This window comes from Haloarcula sp. DT43, from assembly GCF_037078405.1.
Classification (GTDB): Archaea; Halobacteriota; Halobacteria; order Halobacteriales; family Haloarculaceae; genus Haloarcula; species Haloarcula brevis.
In genome coordinates, this window is record NZ_JAYMGZ010000003.1 from 536033 (window position 1) to 552765 (window position 16733).

Sequence of the window (16733 nt, forward strand, 5' to 3'; positions counted from 1 at the left end):
CCAACACTTTGGGAATTCCGAGACTCAGAGATTATGGAGAATCAACCGGCGTTGTCACCGTTCTGAGTTCGGAGGGTTGAGTGCGCGTGTCTTGCCGACTCGAGGGACCCCTCGAGGAGAGGTTAGAAATTTGTATCTCGGCGGCGCAGAGTTCGAAGCTGGATCGGATGGATCCTTGTTAGTCCCCTACTGGTGACGTTTTGGGTGCTATGGATGCACGAGCCAGTTGGCCGCTGACGACGAGAGCGGCGACAACCAGCACGAGGGCAGGAAGCTGAAACGGGAACATCTCGTCGGCGAGGCCGAGAAACTCGCCGGTGAGGTTCATTAGCGAGTGAATCAGGAGGACAGCGAGAATACTCCGTTCCGTGTTGTTGTAAATCCAGACGAAAATTAGTGTGTGCAGGACGATACTCGGCATCCACCACCACAGCGCCGGGTCGTAGCTGGTGTTCGCGTAATAGCCGGGGAAGAAGACGAAAGCCGCGTGCCAGGCGGCCCAGGTACTCCCGTTGAGTATTCCGGCGACGACTGGACTGAACCGTTCCTGGAGGCGGTCGAGATAGTAGCCTCGAAGACCGATTTCCTCGATTGCAGGAAACAGGAGCCCGAGCGCCAGCATGAACCCGAGCGTCCCAGGATCAGTCAGGATTGCCCAAACGACGCTGATCGGACGATCTGTGACCCCAAGTGTGATTGCAGCCCCTGCGGTGACGAGATTGAAGAGCGGCCAGAACACGAGGATGACGAGCCACCATTTCGCGGAAATTCGTCCAACGTCTACGAGCCGACGACCAAGGTCACCGACGCGCTCTGTCCCGCCCGTGAGCCAGCCCATCGTGAGACCGGCGAGCAACGGGCTCGCGCCACCGACGAGGAAGAGCAGGAGGTTCGTCCCCTCCCAAACGGAAGTTGCCGAGTCGAAAATCGGGAACCAGAACAGGTACGCCCACCCGAGATAGAGGATGGGAAACCCCCACGGAGTGATCGACTGTGCCAGGGTTTCCAATCGGTCGGTGGCCGTCATCGTCGTGATTGCTGTGCTGGATCATCTCCCGGCCCCGATATAAAAACACGGGGGTACCCCATTCGGTCGGACATCAAACAAGCGGAGGCCCAAGCTGTCTATCTCCCCTCAAACAGTTCACTGATCCGACGGAAGTCGTCGAGATCGAGCCGACCGCCGTCCACATCTTGGACCACGACGGTCGCTATCTGTTTTGTTGTCGCCGTGCTGTTCGTGGCAACCTTCGGTCAACTGGGTGTACGAGTCTGAGACAATTGCAGTAACGACACCGACTCTCGTTCACAGTTTGTAGGTCTACCGACGACGGAAGACGACAATTCCACAACTGCTTTCTCGACGTCGAGAGTCGACGAACTCATGACCCCGACTACGAACGTCCCTTCTTTCGGTAAGCGGTTCGGTGTATCCCTGCTGTTGGGTATCCCCGGTATCGTGGCGCTCGTCGGCTACATCTATCTCACGACGCCGCCGAGCGCCGTCCCGTCTGGGCTGTCGCTCCCGCTTCTCGCCGTCCTCTCGAGTGTCAATCCCCTGCTCCTCCTCGGAGTCGCGTGTTTGCTCGGCGCGTACGCAGCGCCGCGGGTAGGGCTCAACTCGTACGCAATCGACCGGATGGGGACTGGCGACGGAATCTGGCAACGTCTCCGAAACGATGTCGGACTGGCCGTCGGAATCGGCATCCTCGGGGGTGTCCTGATCGTCGTCCTCGACGCGGTGCTAATGCCCTTTGTCGCCCAGGACCTGCCGCATTCGGTAATCGGGACGACGAGGCCGACCGTGCTGGATGTCCTCGCGTACGTTCCCGTCCGATTCCTCTACGGAGGAATCACCGAGGAATTGATGCTCCGGTTCGGGCTCATGTCGGTCCTCGCGTTCGTCGGGTGGCGTATCACCGGCCATCGGACGGATGGCCCGGGACCAGTCGTCATGTGGGCCTCGATTGTGGTCTCCGCCGTGCTGTTCGGCGTGGGTCACCTCCCCGCGCTCGCCCAATCGGTCGATCTCACTCCGGCACTGATCGCCCGGACGGTCCTTCTGAACGCAGTCGCGGGGATACTCTTTGGATGGCTCTACTGGCGACGGAGTCTCGAGGTCGCGATGGTTGCTCACGCGTCGTTTCACGTCCCGCTCGTCGTGCTCTCGCTCGTCCGGGTTGCATTGGTCTGAAGAACTGTCCCCGGCTGTAGCTTCGTTCGTTGCTTTGGAAAGCCAGAAATAGTGTTATATCATTCACTCTCGAAACGGTATCTGTGAGTATGATATGGTAACGCCCCGCCTCTGGGTCCGCCAACATCGATTCTCAACGTTTGTCGCTCTCACTTTTGTCTTGACCTGGGTTCCTTGGGGAACCGTCGCCATGGAACTTCAGTCCGGGCGGTCGGCTCTCGTTACACCGCTCATTCTGCTCGGAGGATTCGGCCCCCTATTTTCGGCCAGTATCGTCGCCGCGGCCGGCGGCGACATCCGATCGTGGGTCAGGAACCTCGTCGACGTGAGAGCACCGCTGCACGTCTGGGTCGCCGCGGTTCTGGTCCCTCTCGTCCTCTACGTCGGTGCGATCGTGTTGTTCGTCGGAGTTGGTGGCGGCTTCGACCGCGCCGGCGTCTTGCCGGCCGCAGCAATCCCCTCGGTTGCGTTCGCGACACTCATCAGAGGTGGCTTGGAGGAACCGGGGTGGCGCGGTCTCGCCCTGCCGGTCCTGCAGCGACGGATCGGTGCGTTCAAGGCGAGCCTCGTCATCGGCGCCATCTGGGCAGTCTGGCACGTCCCGCTGTTTCTGCTGCCCGGGAGTTCGCAAGCGGGGACGCCATTCGCGCTGTATGCCGCCGCTGTCCTCGGGATCAGCGTCATCACGACGTGGCTCTATAACGCGGCCGGCGGTCGGACGCTCGTCGCCGTCGTCTTCCACACGCTCTCGAACGCGGTGTCGGTGACGACGGCTGGCGGCGTCATCGGCGACGAGGTGGCATCACAGATCGCGCTGCTCGTTGTTGTCTGGACAGTCGTAGCGCTCATCGTCTGGCGGTACGATACCGAGCGGCTGTCACCGCATCCGCTCCCGGAGGGTGGACTCGACCTCGCAACACCTACTCCCGGACGGGGGCATGCCGGGCATCCGAGTGAAACGCTGTCCCGGCCGGACAGTTCGAGGTGATTCCCATCGATTGCGAGTTGTGACTCGATGGTGCCAGGATTCCGTACCGGAGCAAGAACGTTGTCTGTTCTTCGATAGTCCTGTTTGACGGGAAGTCGTCAGCCTCGATCCGCCAGACCGACCGCGTGAGGGCTGCTTAGGCATGGGAGACGATTGGAGCCAGCGGTCATACTTTGGGATGGTCGGTATCGGACGGGGGCGGCAAATATCGACCGTAGGATTGGCGCTTCAGAGCGCCTCACGAAACGAATCGTCGCCGCCTTCACACAGTGTTGTGACAAACTCACGGACGATGCTAGTGTAGGCCGCTGGTCGTTCGAGATTGACGGTATGGCCGGCATCACGGACGACGACCGGGGTAGCGTTCGACAGTCCTGAGCACCGCTCGATTGCTGCCGGGCGATTGATCAGGTCGTCTTCACCATTGACCAGACAGATCGGCCCATCGAACGCCGAGAGTCGCGACGGGAAATCCTTCCCGACGAGGGCCAGGCCGGACTGTCCCCACGCGTCTAGGGAGAGTCCGGTCTGGAGGAACTCGCTGAAGCCTTCAACTCGTGGTACTCCTCAGACGACGACCGGGACAATCCACCCGGATACCGCAAACGCAATTACTACGACGACCAAGGCTGCCGCGTCCACGAAGAACACCCGCGCAGCACGGTTACGTGGAAGCAGAAGGGCATCCGACACGACCCGAAACACAATCGCGTCCGCCTCAGCAAAAGCGCGAATCACAAAAACCACCCACGGGACCGCGATTACATCCTCGTCGAATACGAGACGCGACCCGGCATCTCGGTCGAGAACCTACAACAGGTTCGTGCCGTCTACGACAACGCGAAGGAACGCTGGGAACTCCACCTCGTCTGCAAAGACGAGATTGAGACGCCAGACGCACCCGGAGAGGAGACCGCTGGCATCGACCTCGGTATCTCGAATTTCGCCGCTGTCGCCTACAGTACGGAAGAGGCCGAACTATACCCGGGTAATCGGTTGAAACAGGACGGCTACTACTTCCCGAAGGAGGTTGCCAAGTGTGACGACAGTGGTGGCGAGAGGGCGACACGGCTGCACCGGAAGTGGTCTGAGCGCCGCCGGCATTTCTTCCACTCCCTCGCCAAGCACATCGTCCAGCGGTGTGTGGAGAAGAGCGTTGGCCGGGTCAACGTCGGAGATTTGAGTAGCGTGCGTCAGGATGAGAACGGTCAGGCGAAGAACTGGGGACAGCACGGCAACCTTGACCTACACGGGTGGGCGTTCGACCGCTTCACCTCGATTCTCGAATATAAGGCGAAGGCCGAGGGGATCGAGGTCGTGGAAGTGGACGAAGGTGACACATCGAAGACGTGTGCTGTGTGCGGGAAAGAAGACGATGGGCAGCGTGTTGAGCGTGGCTTGTACGTTTGTGAGGAGTGTGACGCAGCGTTCAACGCGGACCTAAATGGAGCGGAGAGCATCCGTCTCGACATCAACGACAGCGCAAGTAACTCCGAGTCCACGTCTAGGGATAGGAGTACCGGCTGTGTGGCACAGCCCTCGACACACTTGTTCGACCGCGAGAGCGGGACGTTCAACACGAGAGAGCAAGTCGTGTCGTAGACCGGCAAATATCCCAACTGCGGTACGGGAAGCCCCGCCGTTTGCGGCGGGGAGGATGTCACGCTTACGAGCGAGTCGGGTCGTTCGGTAGATCGCTGATCAGAGAAGTCGCTCGATCTCTCACCTGAGTCAGTAGTCACCTCTGATGACTGCTTGATGTTCTCCAGTGGTCGGAGTTCAGGAACGGAGAGATTCTCGTTGTGCATTTGTTTGACAAGGTGGTGTCTCTTGTCTCCAGATACAGTATCCGACTCTAATCTACGAATGGAGTTTGAGACTACAGTAGATTTGGCGGCGCTGTGATACGGTATTCGACAGATATGTTCAGGGCGAAGACTGCGGACTCAATAGTCTTGGTCAGGCAACCGCACTCGTCCCTTCTGGGCTGGAATCTCCGAGACGCCCTTCGATGCGGCCTAGAATGAAATCAAGAGAGATTGCCAGCAACGCCCCGGGTACTGCTCCAGCGACAACTTGTGGCATATTGAATAGATTGATTCCACTGATGACCCAGACTCCGAGTCCTCCACCGCCAATAAAGAAAGCGAGATACGCGGTTCCGACATTGATGATGGTGCTGGTCCGAATCCCCGCGAAAATGACCGGGAGTGCTAACGGGAGTTCGATCTGTGTCAGACGCTCGTTTCGCGTCATACCCATGCCCCGGGCAGCATCGATAACACCATCTTCGACGCTTTCGATGCCAGCGATTGTGTTCGTCAACACTGGCAACAGGGCATAAATAAAGAGTGCCACCACAGACGGAAGGTAGCCTAATCCGAGGATTGGGAATGCCAATGCGATGATCGCCAGTGGTGGTATTGTCTGGGCGACGTTCCCCAGCGACAGGATTGTTCCCTTCGCACGCTCGTACCGGGTGGCGATAACACCCAGCGGCACGGCAACGGCAATTGCAACCACTTCTGAAATCAATACTAGTAACAGGTGTCGCTGGAGTAGCCCCCGGAAAGTTGAAGCGTTACTGCTCAAGTATTGCATTCCATCGATAAATGTGCTAGCGATACCAGCCATTTAGCTCCCTCCAGTCTTATCTGGGTGGAAGTAGTCCCGAATATGCCGCTCAGAGATGGTTCCAATGACATCGTTGTCGCCGACAACTGGAAGTTCGACAGTATCAGTAGCTAGTAGTCGTGAAAGTGCAGTCTTGAGGGTCGCATCTGCGGCGACGGCAGGTGGTCCGTCACCGCCGTCGGCGGCAACGTGGAGAGATTCGGTATCGGCGACATCACTCTTTCCTGCGTCTACGGGTTCCATCACTTCTGAGACCAGAGTGATATCCAACTGCTTGAATGTCTGATTATCGCCGATAAAGTCCTCAACAAACTCCGTAGCCGGGTTCGCTAGGATGTTCTGTGGCGTGTCGTACTGTACAACCTCCCCGACATTGTAGATCGCAATTTTGTCACCCATTTTGAGCGCTTCGTCGATACTGTGTGTCACGAACAAGATGGTGGTATTGATTCGTGATTGGATGTCGAGGAACTCATTCTGCAGACGCTCTCGAGTGATAGGGTCAAGCGCACCGAAAGGTTCGTCCATCAGTAGGACATCGGGATCGGCCGCGAGCGCCCGAGCAACGCCAATCCGTTGGCGCTGGCCACCCGATAGTTCATCGGGGAAACTCTCGCGATAGTCCTCAGGCGACAGACCCATCAGTTCTAAGAGTTCATCTACACGGTTGTCGATGCGTTCTTGCTCCCAGTCTTCCAGATCGGGTACCGTCGCAACGTTCTCGGCCACCGTCAGATGATCAAATAACCCGATCTCCTGAATAACGTACCCAACGTCCCGACGGAGTTCGATCTTATCCAACTCTTGATTGTTGACGCCGTTGACATACACCGTTCCCTCGGTGGGGTCTTCCAGGCGGTTGACCAGTTTCATCGTCGTGGTCTTCCCACACCCTGACGGACCGACGAGTACAGTTGTGGTCCCCTCCTCAACGCTGAAACTGATATCTTCGATTGCAACTGTGCCGTCGCGATACTGTTTCATGACGTTCTCGAATTCAATCATGGGAGTGCCCTCCTGCATAGTTGGGTGCTGAGCCGTGCGTTGATTTCTTCGCCGTTGCGGAGTCGAAGGAGTTGTTCGATAGTGGCGATTCCATAGTCTGATGCGAGTGCCAGCGCTGAGACGACGATTGTGGCGACGACCGTCATCACCGGGTTCGCCTCGCGGATTCCCTGAAAGATGAGCGCCCCAAGACCACCTGCGCCAACGAATGCACCGACGGCAGCGACGCCCACGACGATAACAACGGCGTTTCTGACCCCGGCAAGGATAATGGGGAGTGCCTTGGGTATCTGAATCCGGAGGAGCCGCTGGCCGCGTGTCATCCCGAGCCCTCTCCCCGCCTGGATGGTTGACTCTTCAATACCGGTAAGACCAACGTATGTGTTCCTGATCACCGGTAACTGTGAGTACAACACCAGAGTGAAGACGACGGGTGGGCTCCCAATACCCAGAAACGGGATTAGGAGACCGAACGCAGCTAAACTTGGAATCGTCATGGCGATGCCAGCTAACCACAAAACAGCAGTCGCTGCGCGCTCGTTATAGGTGATCCCAATCCCCAACGCGACCGCAATCGGCACAGCAATGGCAACTGTTTGTGCGGTTATGAGTACGTGTTCGATGAGAAGCGTCAACAGCTCGCCGAAGTTCTCCTGAATAAACGTGAGGTACGCTCCCACCGAGACCATCGGAACGACGTTACCGGCGGTCATTGTTTCAGATGATCCCCTCAGTCTCGAGAAAGTCTCTGGCCACGGCTTGGACTTCTTCACCGTCGTTGGAGATACGAGCGTTGAGTTCGATGACTTTCGATTCACTGTCAAGTGAGCGCATTGGTTCGTTCAATGCTTCTTCGATCTCTGGCGCTTCCGATAGCGACTCGGAGTTGACCAGTGGCGCAGGATTGTACGGCAAAAAGAAGTTCTCATCGTCTTCGAGTGTGACAAGGTCGTACTGCCGAATCTTTGGGTTCGTGGTGAACACCATCCCTGCCTCGGCCTCCCCTTCGCCGAGAACCTGGTAGGTCAAGTTTGCTCCGATCTTCCTGATATTGACATCAGAGACGGCGTCAGAGAACCCGTACGCGTCCACGAGACCGGGCCATCCATCGGACCGTTCAGCAAATTCGGGACCAAGGACGACCGTGATATCTGTATTCCCGCTGCTGAGATATTCAGCAAAGCCACTAATCGTATCGAGCCCAGTCTCCTCTTGGAACCCGGGCCGCAGGGCGATGGAATAGGTGTTGTTGAACTGTGCCCGTTCGAGATACGAGAGATTATGCTCTTCTGCCAGATCTTGTTTGGCAACTTCATACGCTTCTTGGGGAGACTCCGGTTTTTCGGTGTGTTTTGGTGGAATCGTCGCGTATGCTCCCCCAGTGTAGAGGTGATATAAATCGACCTCTTGGTTCTTGACGGCTTGGAAGCACTGCTGGGAGCCTCCTAAGCCAATCTCGTCTTCGATTGTATAATCGGTGTTTGCCCTCAGCGATTCGTATCCGAGGTATCCCATCAACTTCGCCTCGGTCCACTGCATTGATGCAGCGGTGATGCTGGTCGAGTTGCTGCCACTGAGCGAACTACACCCAGCGATGGACCCGATGATGGCTGACCCACCGGTGACTCCACTCGCTTTAAGCAGGCTTCTGCGTGTGAGTGTCATACTCACCCTAAGATTTAGGGGCTTTTACTTAATGTTTGGTGAATTTACAGTATTTTCGACACAAGCTGCCAGCAGATTGGTGGATAACAGCGAAGGGCATTTTCAGAAGCAGTGTATTCTGTTATCGAGAACAATGTTTTTGTAATATCGATGTCTCCTCACGCGTATGCCTCACGAAGCACACAAACCTGTGAAAGCGGTTCTGACAACGAACAAAATAATAGAAACGCTGGATGAGCTGGAGGGCGCGCGTGTAGTCGAGATTGCAGAGCGGGTAGATCGATCACAGAGCGTTGTTCATAACCACCTAAGCACGCTCAGAGAACTCGAATACGTTGTAAAGTCTGGTAAAGAATATCAGTTGACGCTCCGGTTTCTGGGCCTAGGCGAACGTGTGCGTCATCGTATTCCGTTGTATGAGGCCGCTCATCCAGAGGTACAGAAGCTAGCTCAACAGACTGGAGAGTTGATTACGCTTCTAGTGGAAGAGCACGGTCAGGGGATTTATCTGGATATTGGACAGGGGAGTAAAGATATCCAGTACCCCGCGATTCCGGGAGTTCGAACGCATCTCCACTGTTCTGCCGTCGGCAAGGTGATTCTTGCACACCTCTCCGAGGAGGAGCGCGAAACGATTCTACAAACGCATGGGTTACCGGAACAGACTCCACAGACGATCACGGATCGTGATTCGCTGGATGACGAACTCGAAATAATTCGAGACCAAGACTTAGCGTTTGATAGGGAGGAGTTCCGCACCGGGCTCAAATCTGTTGGTGCACCGATTACGGGTCAAAACGGGGAGGTGCTCGGTGCACTCAGCATTGCTGGTCCCGCTAACAGGATGGCTGTGGATCGGTTGGAAGGCGAGTTGGCTGCGGAATTACGGCAATCGATTAATGTGATTGAATTGAATGTCAACGAACCGAATGTCCGCTGAATCTAAAGCGCCTCTGACCTGTGAGGAGTCGCCATCTTCACAGAGAGACGATTACTTCGCCATCGTTGACTTCTACCGGGTGTGACGGCAGTTTCGTCCCCTCTTTTGAGAGACACTCTCCCGTTGGAATGTCGTATTCCCAGCCATGCCACGGACAATTGAGGACCTCACCCTCTTTGCACCACTGGAGGTCTGTTTGGAGGTCATCTCTATCGAACTCCGCGGTACTGGTACCCGTAACGCTGCCTTCGCAGGCCGGTCCGCCCTGGTGGAGACACCAGTTCGTGTACGCGCGAAATTCACCATCAATCCGGAACAGCGCGACTTCACGTCCTTCAAGTTCGATCAGCTTTCGATCCCCGTCGTCGAGTTCTTCTACCGTGGCTACTGTATGGTCATTCATTGTTACACTGAGAGGCCGAACGCTTCAACTGGCGTCTCGTACAGGATCTTCTGTCGCTCCGCATCGGTGAAGTAGTGCTGTAGGTATTTATCGAGTTCTTCGAGATGATCGAAGTCCCAGTGTGGATAGTCAGTCGCGAACATCAGCATGTCAGCTCCAAGCGTCTCGATCATCCGCTTCATGTCGTCGGATGTATTTGGCTCGCCCAGCGGCTGTGACCCAATATAGAACTGGTCTCGGAGGTACTCTTCTGGTGATTTTTCAAGGAGTGGCACCTCGCTGCGCCGCATTCTATAGATTTTGTTCATCCGGTGCATCATATACGGCACCCACCCGATTCCGGCTTCCAAGAAAACAAAATTGAGATCAGGGAATTTCGCAGGCACACCCTCGCCCAATAAACTCGACATCGTAGCCATCTGTTGCCACGGGTGGCCGAGAGTCTGTACCTCAAAGTAATTATTGAACCCTTTGTTGTGGTGTGGAAAGTCGAACATAAATTCGTCTCCATTGCCGTGGAAGACCACCGGGAGGTCGTTATCCTCGGCGGCTCTGTAGATCGGATCATTTGCGGGATCACCAAGGGGCGGATACTCGCCGCTCGTCCCGATATAGATCCCAACAATCCCGTCCTCGTTACTCAGACGGTCAATCTCAGCCGCGGCCTCCTCTGGTTTTTGCGTTGCGACTGCCGCGAGACCTAAGAAGTCATAGTCATCTAAAAATTGATCCAGTAGTAGATCGTTGTACGCCCGCATCAGGCTCATAGCCAAGTCTGGCTGTGGGAACTTCCCCAGCGGCTCAAACGTATTGATTATCGGGTAGTCGATATCAAAGTCAGACTGGAATTGCTGGACGTCCTCGGGACCGGTGAAGGTGGAGAAGTGGTCGTCAATCTTGCCACCCATTCGTTGATCCCAACTGCTAGAGGGAAACATCGCATGGGGCGAATCAGTGATACTGGAACGATACGGCTCCTCAAGGTATTTTGCGACGGTTTCTTCCTCGACCGTGATATGCACGTCCGTGTCAACGACAGTAGTATCCGCTAACGCGTGGGACTTTGCTTGTGACATCCAGTAGTCATATTCACAGTGGCCATATAATATTTTTTCTCAGTTAGTGATGATTCCATAATAACGATTTCAGACTGGTCTCGTTCTCCGTTCCCAGTGCGGGGTCGTGACAAAGAGATCACAGAGGCGACCCACTGTTCGGAATGGGGTAACTACGACGGGCTCTGTCGGTTCGTGTCTCTCGGTTGAGTCGAACTCACTGTGTTTCGTGATAATCTCGACGAAAGTAGTCGCAAAAACTAACTTACGTGCTATTTGACCCTGTCATGTGATGTCACAGGAGCGACCTCAGTGGTGGCAAAAGAACGCCGCGCTTCGAGAACGTATGGGTCTGCCGGAGTACGAACCGTCACGACTCACCGACGGGACTTACGTTCACGAGATTATCGATAAAATCGAAGCCGAGTACGGTGTCCAGGTCAAACTTATCAGCGAAGATCCAGGCCACCCTAGCGTCTGGGTGTTCCGTCTTGATGGGACGGACTGTGTGGGGGTCGAACGGCATCGGGACGAGAAGGGAAACAACGTCTACCAGATCAGCGCCAGTGAATTACGCGATCAGATCGTCTCGGTGATAGAATCATAATACTGTCCTCACTCGACGAGTCCGCTTACATTGTTGTGGGGTCTTACAGGCTTGGTTCGTCGAGGTTCACATATACGCTCTTTGTCTGCTGATAGTGGTCCAGCGCCTCCTCACCGAGATCCTTTCCGATGCCAGAGTTCTTGAACCCGCCGTATGGCGCATCGGGGAGAATCGGACCGTAGTCGTTTATATAAACAAGGCCGGCATCGATATCAGCCGCTGCATTGTGGGCGAGCGATGTCTTTTCCGTTCCGATCCCTGCGGCCAAGCCGAACTTCGTATCGTTCGCAAGCTTGATCGCCTCTTCGTAGGTTGAGAATGACTGGATCGTCTGTACTGGGCCGAATATCTCTTCTTGTGCGATCCGCATGTCGTTGGTCACGTCGCCGAACACGGTCGGTTCAACGTACCAGCCATCCTGTAGCTCAGGATCTGTCGGTATATCTCCACCGGAGAGCAGTGTTGCACCTTCCTCAATTCCACTCTGTATGTATTCTTGCACGGTCTCCAACTGCGCGGCGGTGGTCAGCGGCCCCATCGTGGTCTCTTCTTCTAGTGGGTCTCCGAGTACGTGGGACTCTGCCTTTTCGACGAACCGGTCGGTGAACTCGTTGATGATGTCTTCATGAACGATTGCGCGGGAAAGCGCGTCACAGATCTCTCCCGTGCTATAAAAGACGCCCTCAGCGACAGCGTCTACCACTTTGTCTATGTCGGCATCGGGAAATACCACGAACGGGGACTTCCCCCCCAGCTCCAAGGTGACGGCAGCGAAGTGGCTGGCCGCTGACTCCATCACTTGCTTTCCAACTGATTCGCTCCCGGTGAATGAGATCTTGTGAACATCGTCGTGTTCAGTAAGATGCCCACCGACACCCGAGCCAGACCCAGTCACTACATTGACAACACCATCGGGGAGGATATCAGCCGTGAGCTGGGCCATTCGGATTGTTGTTAGAGGGGTATTCGCCGACGGTTTCAGTACGGTACAGTTCCCGGCCGCGAGTGCCGGCCCCAGTTTCCATGCAGCGGCCCAGATGGGGAAGTTCCACGGGACGATCTGTCCCACAACCCCATATGGTTCCTGACGAGTGTAGAGGTGGAGATCGTTTTTTGCATCAATCTGCTTTCCTTCGTTGATCCGCGCTGCTGCGGCGTAGTACTCTAGCGTTTCGATTGCGCCCTGTACTTCAGCACGCGCGTGAGCCAGTGGTTTCCCTGTATCAAGACATTCAAGCAGACTCAATTCGTCGGTGTGAGCCTGTAGTTCATCTATCCAGTCGGAGAGCACTCGTGACCGCTCGGCTGGTGTCGTTCCAGACCAGGTCGTGTCGAACGCGTTCCAGGCTACAGACACTGCGGTGTCGACATCGCCGTGTCGAAATGCCGGGACAGCAGTGATTGGCTGATCGGTTACCGGGTCAGTAGTTTCAATCCGTTCGCAGCCCTCTCCGCTGGTTGGTTCGCCACCTACCCAAGCGTCAAATTGTATCGATTCTGTAACCTCTTCTATTGCTGCCCTGTGAGCGGTTGCTGGATCCCCGGCATACTCGTTCGCATTCATCATGCCAACCACTTCCACGAAGATATAAAAAACTACCGTGACATCAGTTGTTACTCTTCATTTGAGAGGGGCTATCTCGATATTCTACATTACAGAATATCTCTGATTATTTAGACGAAAGTGGTGTTAATCGTTTCACAGAATATGCAATATCAGCCATGATGTCCACGGTACTGATTTTTGCCATCTTTAGATGTTATATTAAAGGATATGTTCAAGAACCGAGCCGCTTCCCGAATACTAATTCTGTATTTCAGAATACACTTCTCATTGTGAAGCGGCAGCTAAACCGACCTGTGGCTTAGGCTGCGCTAACGAGTGTCGGTAGCAGTTGAGATCTGCTAAGGAAAACGGACCTGTGCAGTCGGTGACGATCTGTTTCTACACGACTGCGTTGTCATCCACTAATATCCATACGACCAGCTGACGCGGGTGTCAGTTATAGCCTGGAAATAACCGGATGGACGGTACGTAGCCCATCGACCCTTTTGTCCGCCCCAATCTCGCAACAACATCGTACCACGGAGCTGTTTGCGGGGTACAACGACTGAGAATATATCGAGTTAACTGCTAACTGTTCCATACAATAACGCTTGTACAGGTGTTAGGCGAACAATGAGAATCTCGGTTCTGTAGAAATCCTATTACCTCGCTTCCTTTCCGCTGAAACAGCGATTCGGTTGGACTGTGAGTCTAGCACTGTCAGCCGAGTTGTAAGAAGCATCAAGCGATGGAATCTGAAAAACGCGATCAGACCAATGACATCTCGATGTGAAACAGATAATCAGGGGACTTCCGAACTTACTAGCTCTGGTGAATCGCTGGACAGCGTCGGCTTCGACCGTTAGAACTAGGAAGATGAAGCGGGAAATCGCCGATGCTCTATGTCGAAGATCTCCCGCTTCACGAGCAAAGTCGTTCAGTTAGCTAAAAATGCTGTTGGTGAACGAGGCGAAGTCGCCGCCCCCGAAGGGGGTGGCGGCTTCGCCGAGTATGCAGTGGTGTCGCTGCACTGTCTGCGGGTTTACCGGGAAAAATCCTACCGAGAAGCACTTGATTTGCTGAGCGAGATGCCACAAATACTTGGGGAGATCGGCCTCAACGCGTCCGATCTCCCCGATCACTCGACGCTAGTCAAATGGTTTGACAGAATCAAGACAGCGCTCTGGCGAGTGCTGCTGCGCCTCTCGGCGCAGCTGCACGAGCCGAGCGGTCACGCCGCTATCGACGCAACGTTCTTCGACCGAGAAAACGCTAGCAAACACTACTGTCGACGGACGAATTACCGGGTTCAAACGCTCAAAACAACTGCTCTCGTCGATACAGAAAGCCAAGCCATTCTGGATGTTCACTGTACGACCGAGAAGCGCCACGACACGCAGCTCGGCTGGCAGGTCGCCCTCCGCAACGCGGGCGACCTCGCCAGCCTCGCTGCCGACAAAGGCTACGATTGGATGGAATTACGCGAGAAACTCCGCGAAGAAGACGTGAGACCGCTGATCAAACATCGTGAGTACCGGCCCATCGATCACGCGCATAACGCGCGGATCGATGGGCCTCGATACCGCCAACAAGCGATGTGTGAAACCGTCTTCTCGACGATTAAGCGCACGCTCGGCGACGCCGTGCGTGCGCGAACTTGGTACGGTGAATTTCGTGAACTCGTTCTGATGTGTGCCGTTCACAACATCAAGCAATCGATGAAACCGTGAAATCAAGCTACGTCTGACGATTCACCACGGCCAACTTACTGCTATTGGTACCACTCGGACGGTACATTCACATCCGATACGATACAAGAGCGATAGCTCGGGTGTGTAACATACGTGCGTCTGTTATCCGGCGAAAGGTGGGACACGCATTCGCCCGGGCCATTGCTGAATGCCTCAATTACTATCCGCGGTCCATAGATATTGTAGTCCATATCCTGGCCGTATTTGAGAATCAGGATGATCAAACTGGTCCTCTCCAGTCCGTCATCGATACAGTTCTGCACAGGAGATCACCGGGTACTACTTATTGGTCTGTCTTCGGAAACCCTATTCAGATATCGTGTAACCAGTACACTATTATCGTGGCATCCAATCATAGTACCTACCGAAATTCCGGCGTCCTGCCCGATATACGCGCAATCTCTCTGCATTCCAATCATAGTAGAATTTATTTGTGTCGTGGGTATAGATGGTCTTATGAATACCAACAATTCAGATGGCGGGGGAAAGCGAATCAAGGCCGTGCAACGGGCGTTCGAAGTCGTCGCTGTCCTGAGAGAAGAGGGAACGGTACGAATACAAGATGTTGCGGACTCGCTTGATATTCCAACGAGCACTGCACACGTCCATCTAAATTCTTCAGGATGAGGCCGTGGTTAGAAATGAACTGAGAGCGTACCCGACGGCGAAATTAGAAATTCAAAACTTAGCCGAAACCACGGGTGAGGTCGCCAATCTCGGTGCTGAGGAGGACGGACAGCGCGTTATCGTCTATCAATCAGAAGGTAGCGAAGCCGTGTACGACAATGCCCTCATCGGTGAGTTCACCAACATGCACTGGACCGCGCTGGGCAAAGCAATTCTCTATAAATTAATTATTTTATGTGGTTAGATACGATCTGTTGAACATGACTGAAAAAGAGTGGTACTGCAGTGATACATATTCAGCAGGACAGAGGATTCGTTGGAGAACTGTTCTGGAAAACGAGCACACCTCAAGACCATCTAGTGATTGGCTTGCTATTAGCTGAGCGTCACAGTGTGTAAGTAAGCCCTCTTATCCAGCAGGTTGTGTAACAATCGTGACCGGCCCATCGAAATCAAGTACCAGCTTTTGTGCTTGATCACCAAAGAGCATTTTTCCGGTTGGAGACCGTTTCTTGCCAGTAGCAAAGATGTGGTTACTATCCCACTTCTCGGCAATATCTAGAATATCCTCAGGTATCGTGCCAATAACCCCAATTGGTGTGTACTGAACGTCATCACCAAAGTACTCTTTACCGATTACGGCAGCCCCAGCCTCAGCTTTGGACTCTATTTTTTCGATACTTTCACCACGTTTCCTAGCTTCTGCTTTGGTCAGCACCTCATCCTCGTACTGGTCTCGGTCAATTACTCGACACAACAGGACCTCTGTTTCAGTACCTGTAGCATATGTTTTTGCCGCATTGAGTAATTGTTCGTTCGGATTAGCACTGTCTAATACGACGATTATCGTCCCCATACAACGACTTGAACGCCCTCGAAGACATAATTTATGCGATTATGAGGATATCTGATCAATCCAGCGCTGAAGGCGTGACTCCATAGTCGGGACTGGAATCCAACAGATACCAAAGCTGACGTCCTAACTTTGTATGAGTGTGATGTATCTCGGATGCAGTGCTACCTGTAAGTGTATGATTCGCTTGAAGTGTCACAATGAAGATCTCACTACAGGATGCGAATTCTAGCTATGAATTCCTGATATATAGCTAACGTAGTGTTCCAAGAAGCGTAATATGCATCTGTTTCAGGGTCGTCCTTAGTCACGCATCAAAAGCCAGGCGGGAGACCCTCTTGATGCTCTGAGAAGTTGAGACCGGTCATCTAAATGCATACGACTCAAGCTCCTGTCTGCTCAGTACTTCAGAGTTGGTCGAACAACTCTTGGCCCCCCTCTGAAAGGTTACTGTACCTGAGCACC

The 16733-nt window shown here is 54.4% G+C and carries 16 protein-coding genes and 1 pseudogene; 8 read left to right on the forward strand and 9 right to left on the reverse strand.

Going from position 1 to position 16733, the window contains the following annotated elements; translation table 11 throughout:
• Positions 1-178 precede the first annotated feature (178 nt).
• Positions 179-1027 carry a CPBP family intramembrane glutamic endopeptidase gene (locus tag VI123_RS14335; protein WP_336338748.1) on the reverse strand — a complete coding sequence of 283 codons (849 nt, stop codon included), beginning with the start codon at positions 1025-1027 and terminating at the stop codon, positions 179-181.
• Positions 1028-1384: 357 nt separating this feature from the next.
• On the opposite strand from VI123_RS14335, the gene VI123_RS14340 reads away from it, so the two are divergent.
• From VI123_RS14340 to VI123_RS14350, 3 genes and pseudogenes are all read left to right on the forward strand, one after another.
• The gene (locus VI123_RS14340; RefSeq protein WP_336338749.1) at positions 1385-2194 is read left to right on the forward strand and encodes a CPBP family intramembrane glutamic endopeptidase; all 810 of its coding nucleotides are present in this window, start codon (positions 1385-1387) and stop codon (positions 2192-2194) included.
• A 190-nt stretch (positions 2195-2384) separates the two neighbouring features.
• A complete protein-coding gene (locus tag VI123_RS14345) occupies positions 2385-3182 on the forward strand; it encodes a CPBP family intramembrane glutamic endopeptidase (RefSeq protein ID WP_336338750.1) in 798 nt (265 codons plus the stop codon).
• A gap of 528 nt (positions 3183-3710) precedes the next feature.
• Positions 3711-4784, forward strand: a pseudogene (locus VI123_RS14350) (RNA-guided endonuclease InsQ/TnpB family protein); the annotation flags it as partial.
• A 357-nt stretch (positions 4785-5141) separates the two neighbouring features.
• Here VI123_RS14350 and VI123_RS14355 read toward each other — a convergent pair.
• Genes VI123_RS14355 through VI123_RS14370 form a run of 4 tightly spaced genes read right to left on the reverse strand, consistent with a single transcriptional unit; the run spans position 5142 to position 8486 of the window.
• Entirely contained in the window at positions 5142-5816 is a 675-nt protein-coding gene (locus tag VI123_RS14355; RefSeq protein ID WP_336338751.1) for an ABC transporter permease, read from the reverse strand.
• Positions 5817-6821, reverse strand: coding sequence for an ABC transporter ATP-binding protein (locus tag VI123_RS14360; protein ID WP_336338752.1), 1005 nt, complete (start codon positions 6819-6821; stop codon positions 5817-5819).
• Positions 6818-7534, reverse strand: a complete 717-nt coding sequence (locus tag VI123_RS14365) for an ABC transporter permease (protein ID WP_336338753.1) — start codon at positions 7532-7534, stop codon at positions 6818-6820. Before VI123_RS14365 ends, VI123_RS14360 begins: the two co-directional genes overlap by 4 nt.
• Positions 7535-7538: 4 nt before the next feature.
• Positions 7539-8486 (reverse strand): glycine betaine ABC transporter substrate-binding protein, encoded by a 948-nt coding sequence (locus tag VI123_RS14370; protein ID WP_336338754.1) that lies wholly within the window; start codon positions 8484-8486, stop codon positions 7539-7541.
• 166 nt (positions 8487-8652) lie between these two features.
• On the opposite strand from VI123_RS14370, the gene VI123_RS14375 reads away from it, so the two are divergent.
• On the forward strand, positions 8653-9426 hold the full coding sequence (locus VI123_RS14375; RefSeq protein ID WP_336338755.1) for an IclR family transcriptional regulator: 774 nt from the start codon (positions 8653-8655) through the stop codon (positions 9424-9426).
• Between the two features lie 37 nt (positions 9427-9463).
• On the opposite strand, the gene VI123_RS14380 is transcribed toward VI123_RS14375, so the two are convergent.
• Positions 9464-9829 carry a Rieske (2Fe-2S) protein gene (locus VI123_RS14380; protein ID WP_336338756.1) on the reverse strand — a complete coding sequence of 122 codons (366 nt, stop codon included), beginning with the start codon at positions 9827-9829 and terminating at the stop codon, positions 9464-9466.
• A 2-nt stretch (positions 9830-9831) separates the two neighbouring features.
• Entirely contained in the window at positions 9832-10905 is a 1074-nt protein-coding gene (locus tag VI123_RS14385) for an amidohydrolase family protein (RefSeq protein ID WP_336338757.1), read from the reverse strand.
• A 325-nt stretch (positions 10906-11230) separates the two neighbouring features.
• Between VI123_RS14385 and VI123_RS14390 the strand changes: the two genes are divergently transcribed.
• Positions 11231-11491, forward strand: coding sequence for a hypothetical protein (locus tag VI123_RS14390; RefSeq protein ID WP_336338758.1), 261 nt, complete (start codon positions 11231-11233; stop codon positions 11489-11491).
• A gap of 43 nt (positions 11492-11534) precedes the next feature.
• Here VI123_RS14390 and VI123_RS14395 read toward each other — a convergent pair whose 3' ends face one another.
• A complete protein-coding gene (locus VI123_RS14395; RefSeq protein WP_336338759.1) occupies positions 11535-13055 on the reverse strand; it encodes an aldehyde dehydrogenase family protein in 1521 nt (506 codons plus the stop codon).
• A gap of 884 nt (positions 13056-13939) precedes the next feature.
• On the opposite strand from VI123_RS14395, the gene VI123_RS14400 reads away from it, so the two are divergent.
• The 3 genes from VI123_RS14400 (at position 13940) to VI123_RS14405 (ending at position 15659) form a co-directional block, all read left to right on the forward strand.
• A complete protein-coding gene (locus VI123_RS14400; RefSeq protein WP_336338760.1) occupies positions 13940-14767 on the forward strand; it encodes an IS5 family transposase in 828 nt (275 codons plus the stop codon).
• Positions 14768-15244: 477 nt separating this feature from the next.
• Positions 15245-15415 carry a helix-turn-helix domain-containing protein gene (locus VI123_RS19315; protein ID WP_407067002.1) on the forward strand — a complete coding sequence of 57 codons (171 nt, stop codon included), beginning with the start codon at positions 15245-15247 and terminating at the stop codon, positions 15413-15415.
• Positions 15416-15419: 4 nt separating this feature from the next.
• Entirely contained in the window at positions 15420-15659 is a 240-nt protein-coding gene (locus VI123_RS14405) for an IclR family transcriptional regulator domain-containing protein (protein WP_336338761.1), read from the forward strand.
• A 165-nt stretch (positions 15660-15824) separates the two neighbouring features.
• Here VI123_RS14405 and VI123_RS14410 read toward each other — a convergent pair whose 3' ends face one another.
• Entirely contained in the window at positions 15825-16271 is a 447-nt protein-coding gene (locus VI123_RS14410) for a universal stress protein (protein WP_336338762.1), read from the reverse strand.
• Positions 16272-16733: the final 462 nt, after the last annotated feature.

Bases quoted from the DNA above. Each gene is read 5' to 3' on its own strand.
- VI123_RS14340 (WP_336338749.1), top strand. From the start codon at position 1,385: ATGACCCCGACTACGAACGTCCCTTCTTTCGGTAAGCGGTTCGGTGTA.
- VI123_RS14365 (WP_336338753.1), bottom strand. From the start codon at position 7,534: ATGACCGCCGGTAACGTCGTTCCGATGGTCTCGGTGGGAGCGTACCTC.
- VI123_RS14395 (WP_336338759.1), bottom strand. From the start codon at position 13,055: ATGAATGCGAACGAGTATGCCGGGGATCCAGCAACCGCTCACAGGGCA.
- VI123_RS14385 (WP_336338757.1), bottom strand. From the start codon at position 10,905: ATGTCACAAGCAAAGTCCCACGCGTTAGCGGATACTACTGTCGTTGAC.
- VI123_RS14400 (WP_336338760.1), top strand. From the start codon at position 13,940: ATGTCGAAGATCTCCCGCTTCACGAGCAAAGTCGTTCAGTTAGCTAAA.
- VI123_RS14335 (WP_336338748.1), bottom strand. From the start codon at position 1,027: ATGACGGCCACCGACCGATTGGAAACCCTGGCACAGTCGATCACTCCG.
- VI123_RS14360 (WP_336338752.1), bottom strand. From the start codon at position 6,821: ATGATTGAATTCGAGAACGTCATGAAACAGTATCGCGACGGCACAGTT.
- VI123_RS14345 (WP_336338750.1), top strand. From the start codon at position 2,385: ATGGAACTTCAGTCCGGGCGGTCGGCTCTCGTTACACCGCTCATTCTG.
- VI123_RS14370 (WP_336338754.1), bottom strand. From the start codon at position 8,486: ATGACACTCACACGCAGAAGCCTGCTTAAAGCGAGTGGAGTCACCGGT.
- VI123_RS14375 (WP_336338755.1), top strand. From the start codon at position 8,653: ATGCCTCACGAAGCACACAAACCTGTGAAAGCGGTTCTGACAACGAAC.
- VI123_RS19315 (WP_407067002.1), top strand. From the start codon at position 15,245: ATGAATACCAACAATTCAGATGGCGGGGGAAAGCGAATCAAGGCCGTG.
- VI123_RS14390 (WP_336338758.1), top strand. From the start codon at position 11,231: ATGGGTCTGCCGGAGTACGAACCGTCACGACTCACCGACGGGACTTAC.
- VI123_RS14380 (WP_336338756.1), bottom strand. From the start codon at position 9,829: ATGAATGACCATACAGTAGCCACGGTAGAAGAACTCGACGACGGGGAT.
- VI123_RS14410 (WP_336338762.1), bottom strand. From the start codon at position 16,271: ATGGGGACGATAATCGTCGTATTAGACAGTGCTAATCCGAACGAACAA.
- VI123_RS14355 (WP_336338751.1), bottom strand. From the start codon at position 5,816: ATGGCTGGTATCGCTAGCACATTTATCGATGGAATGCAATACTTGAGC.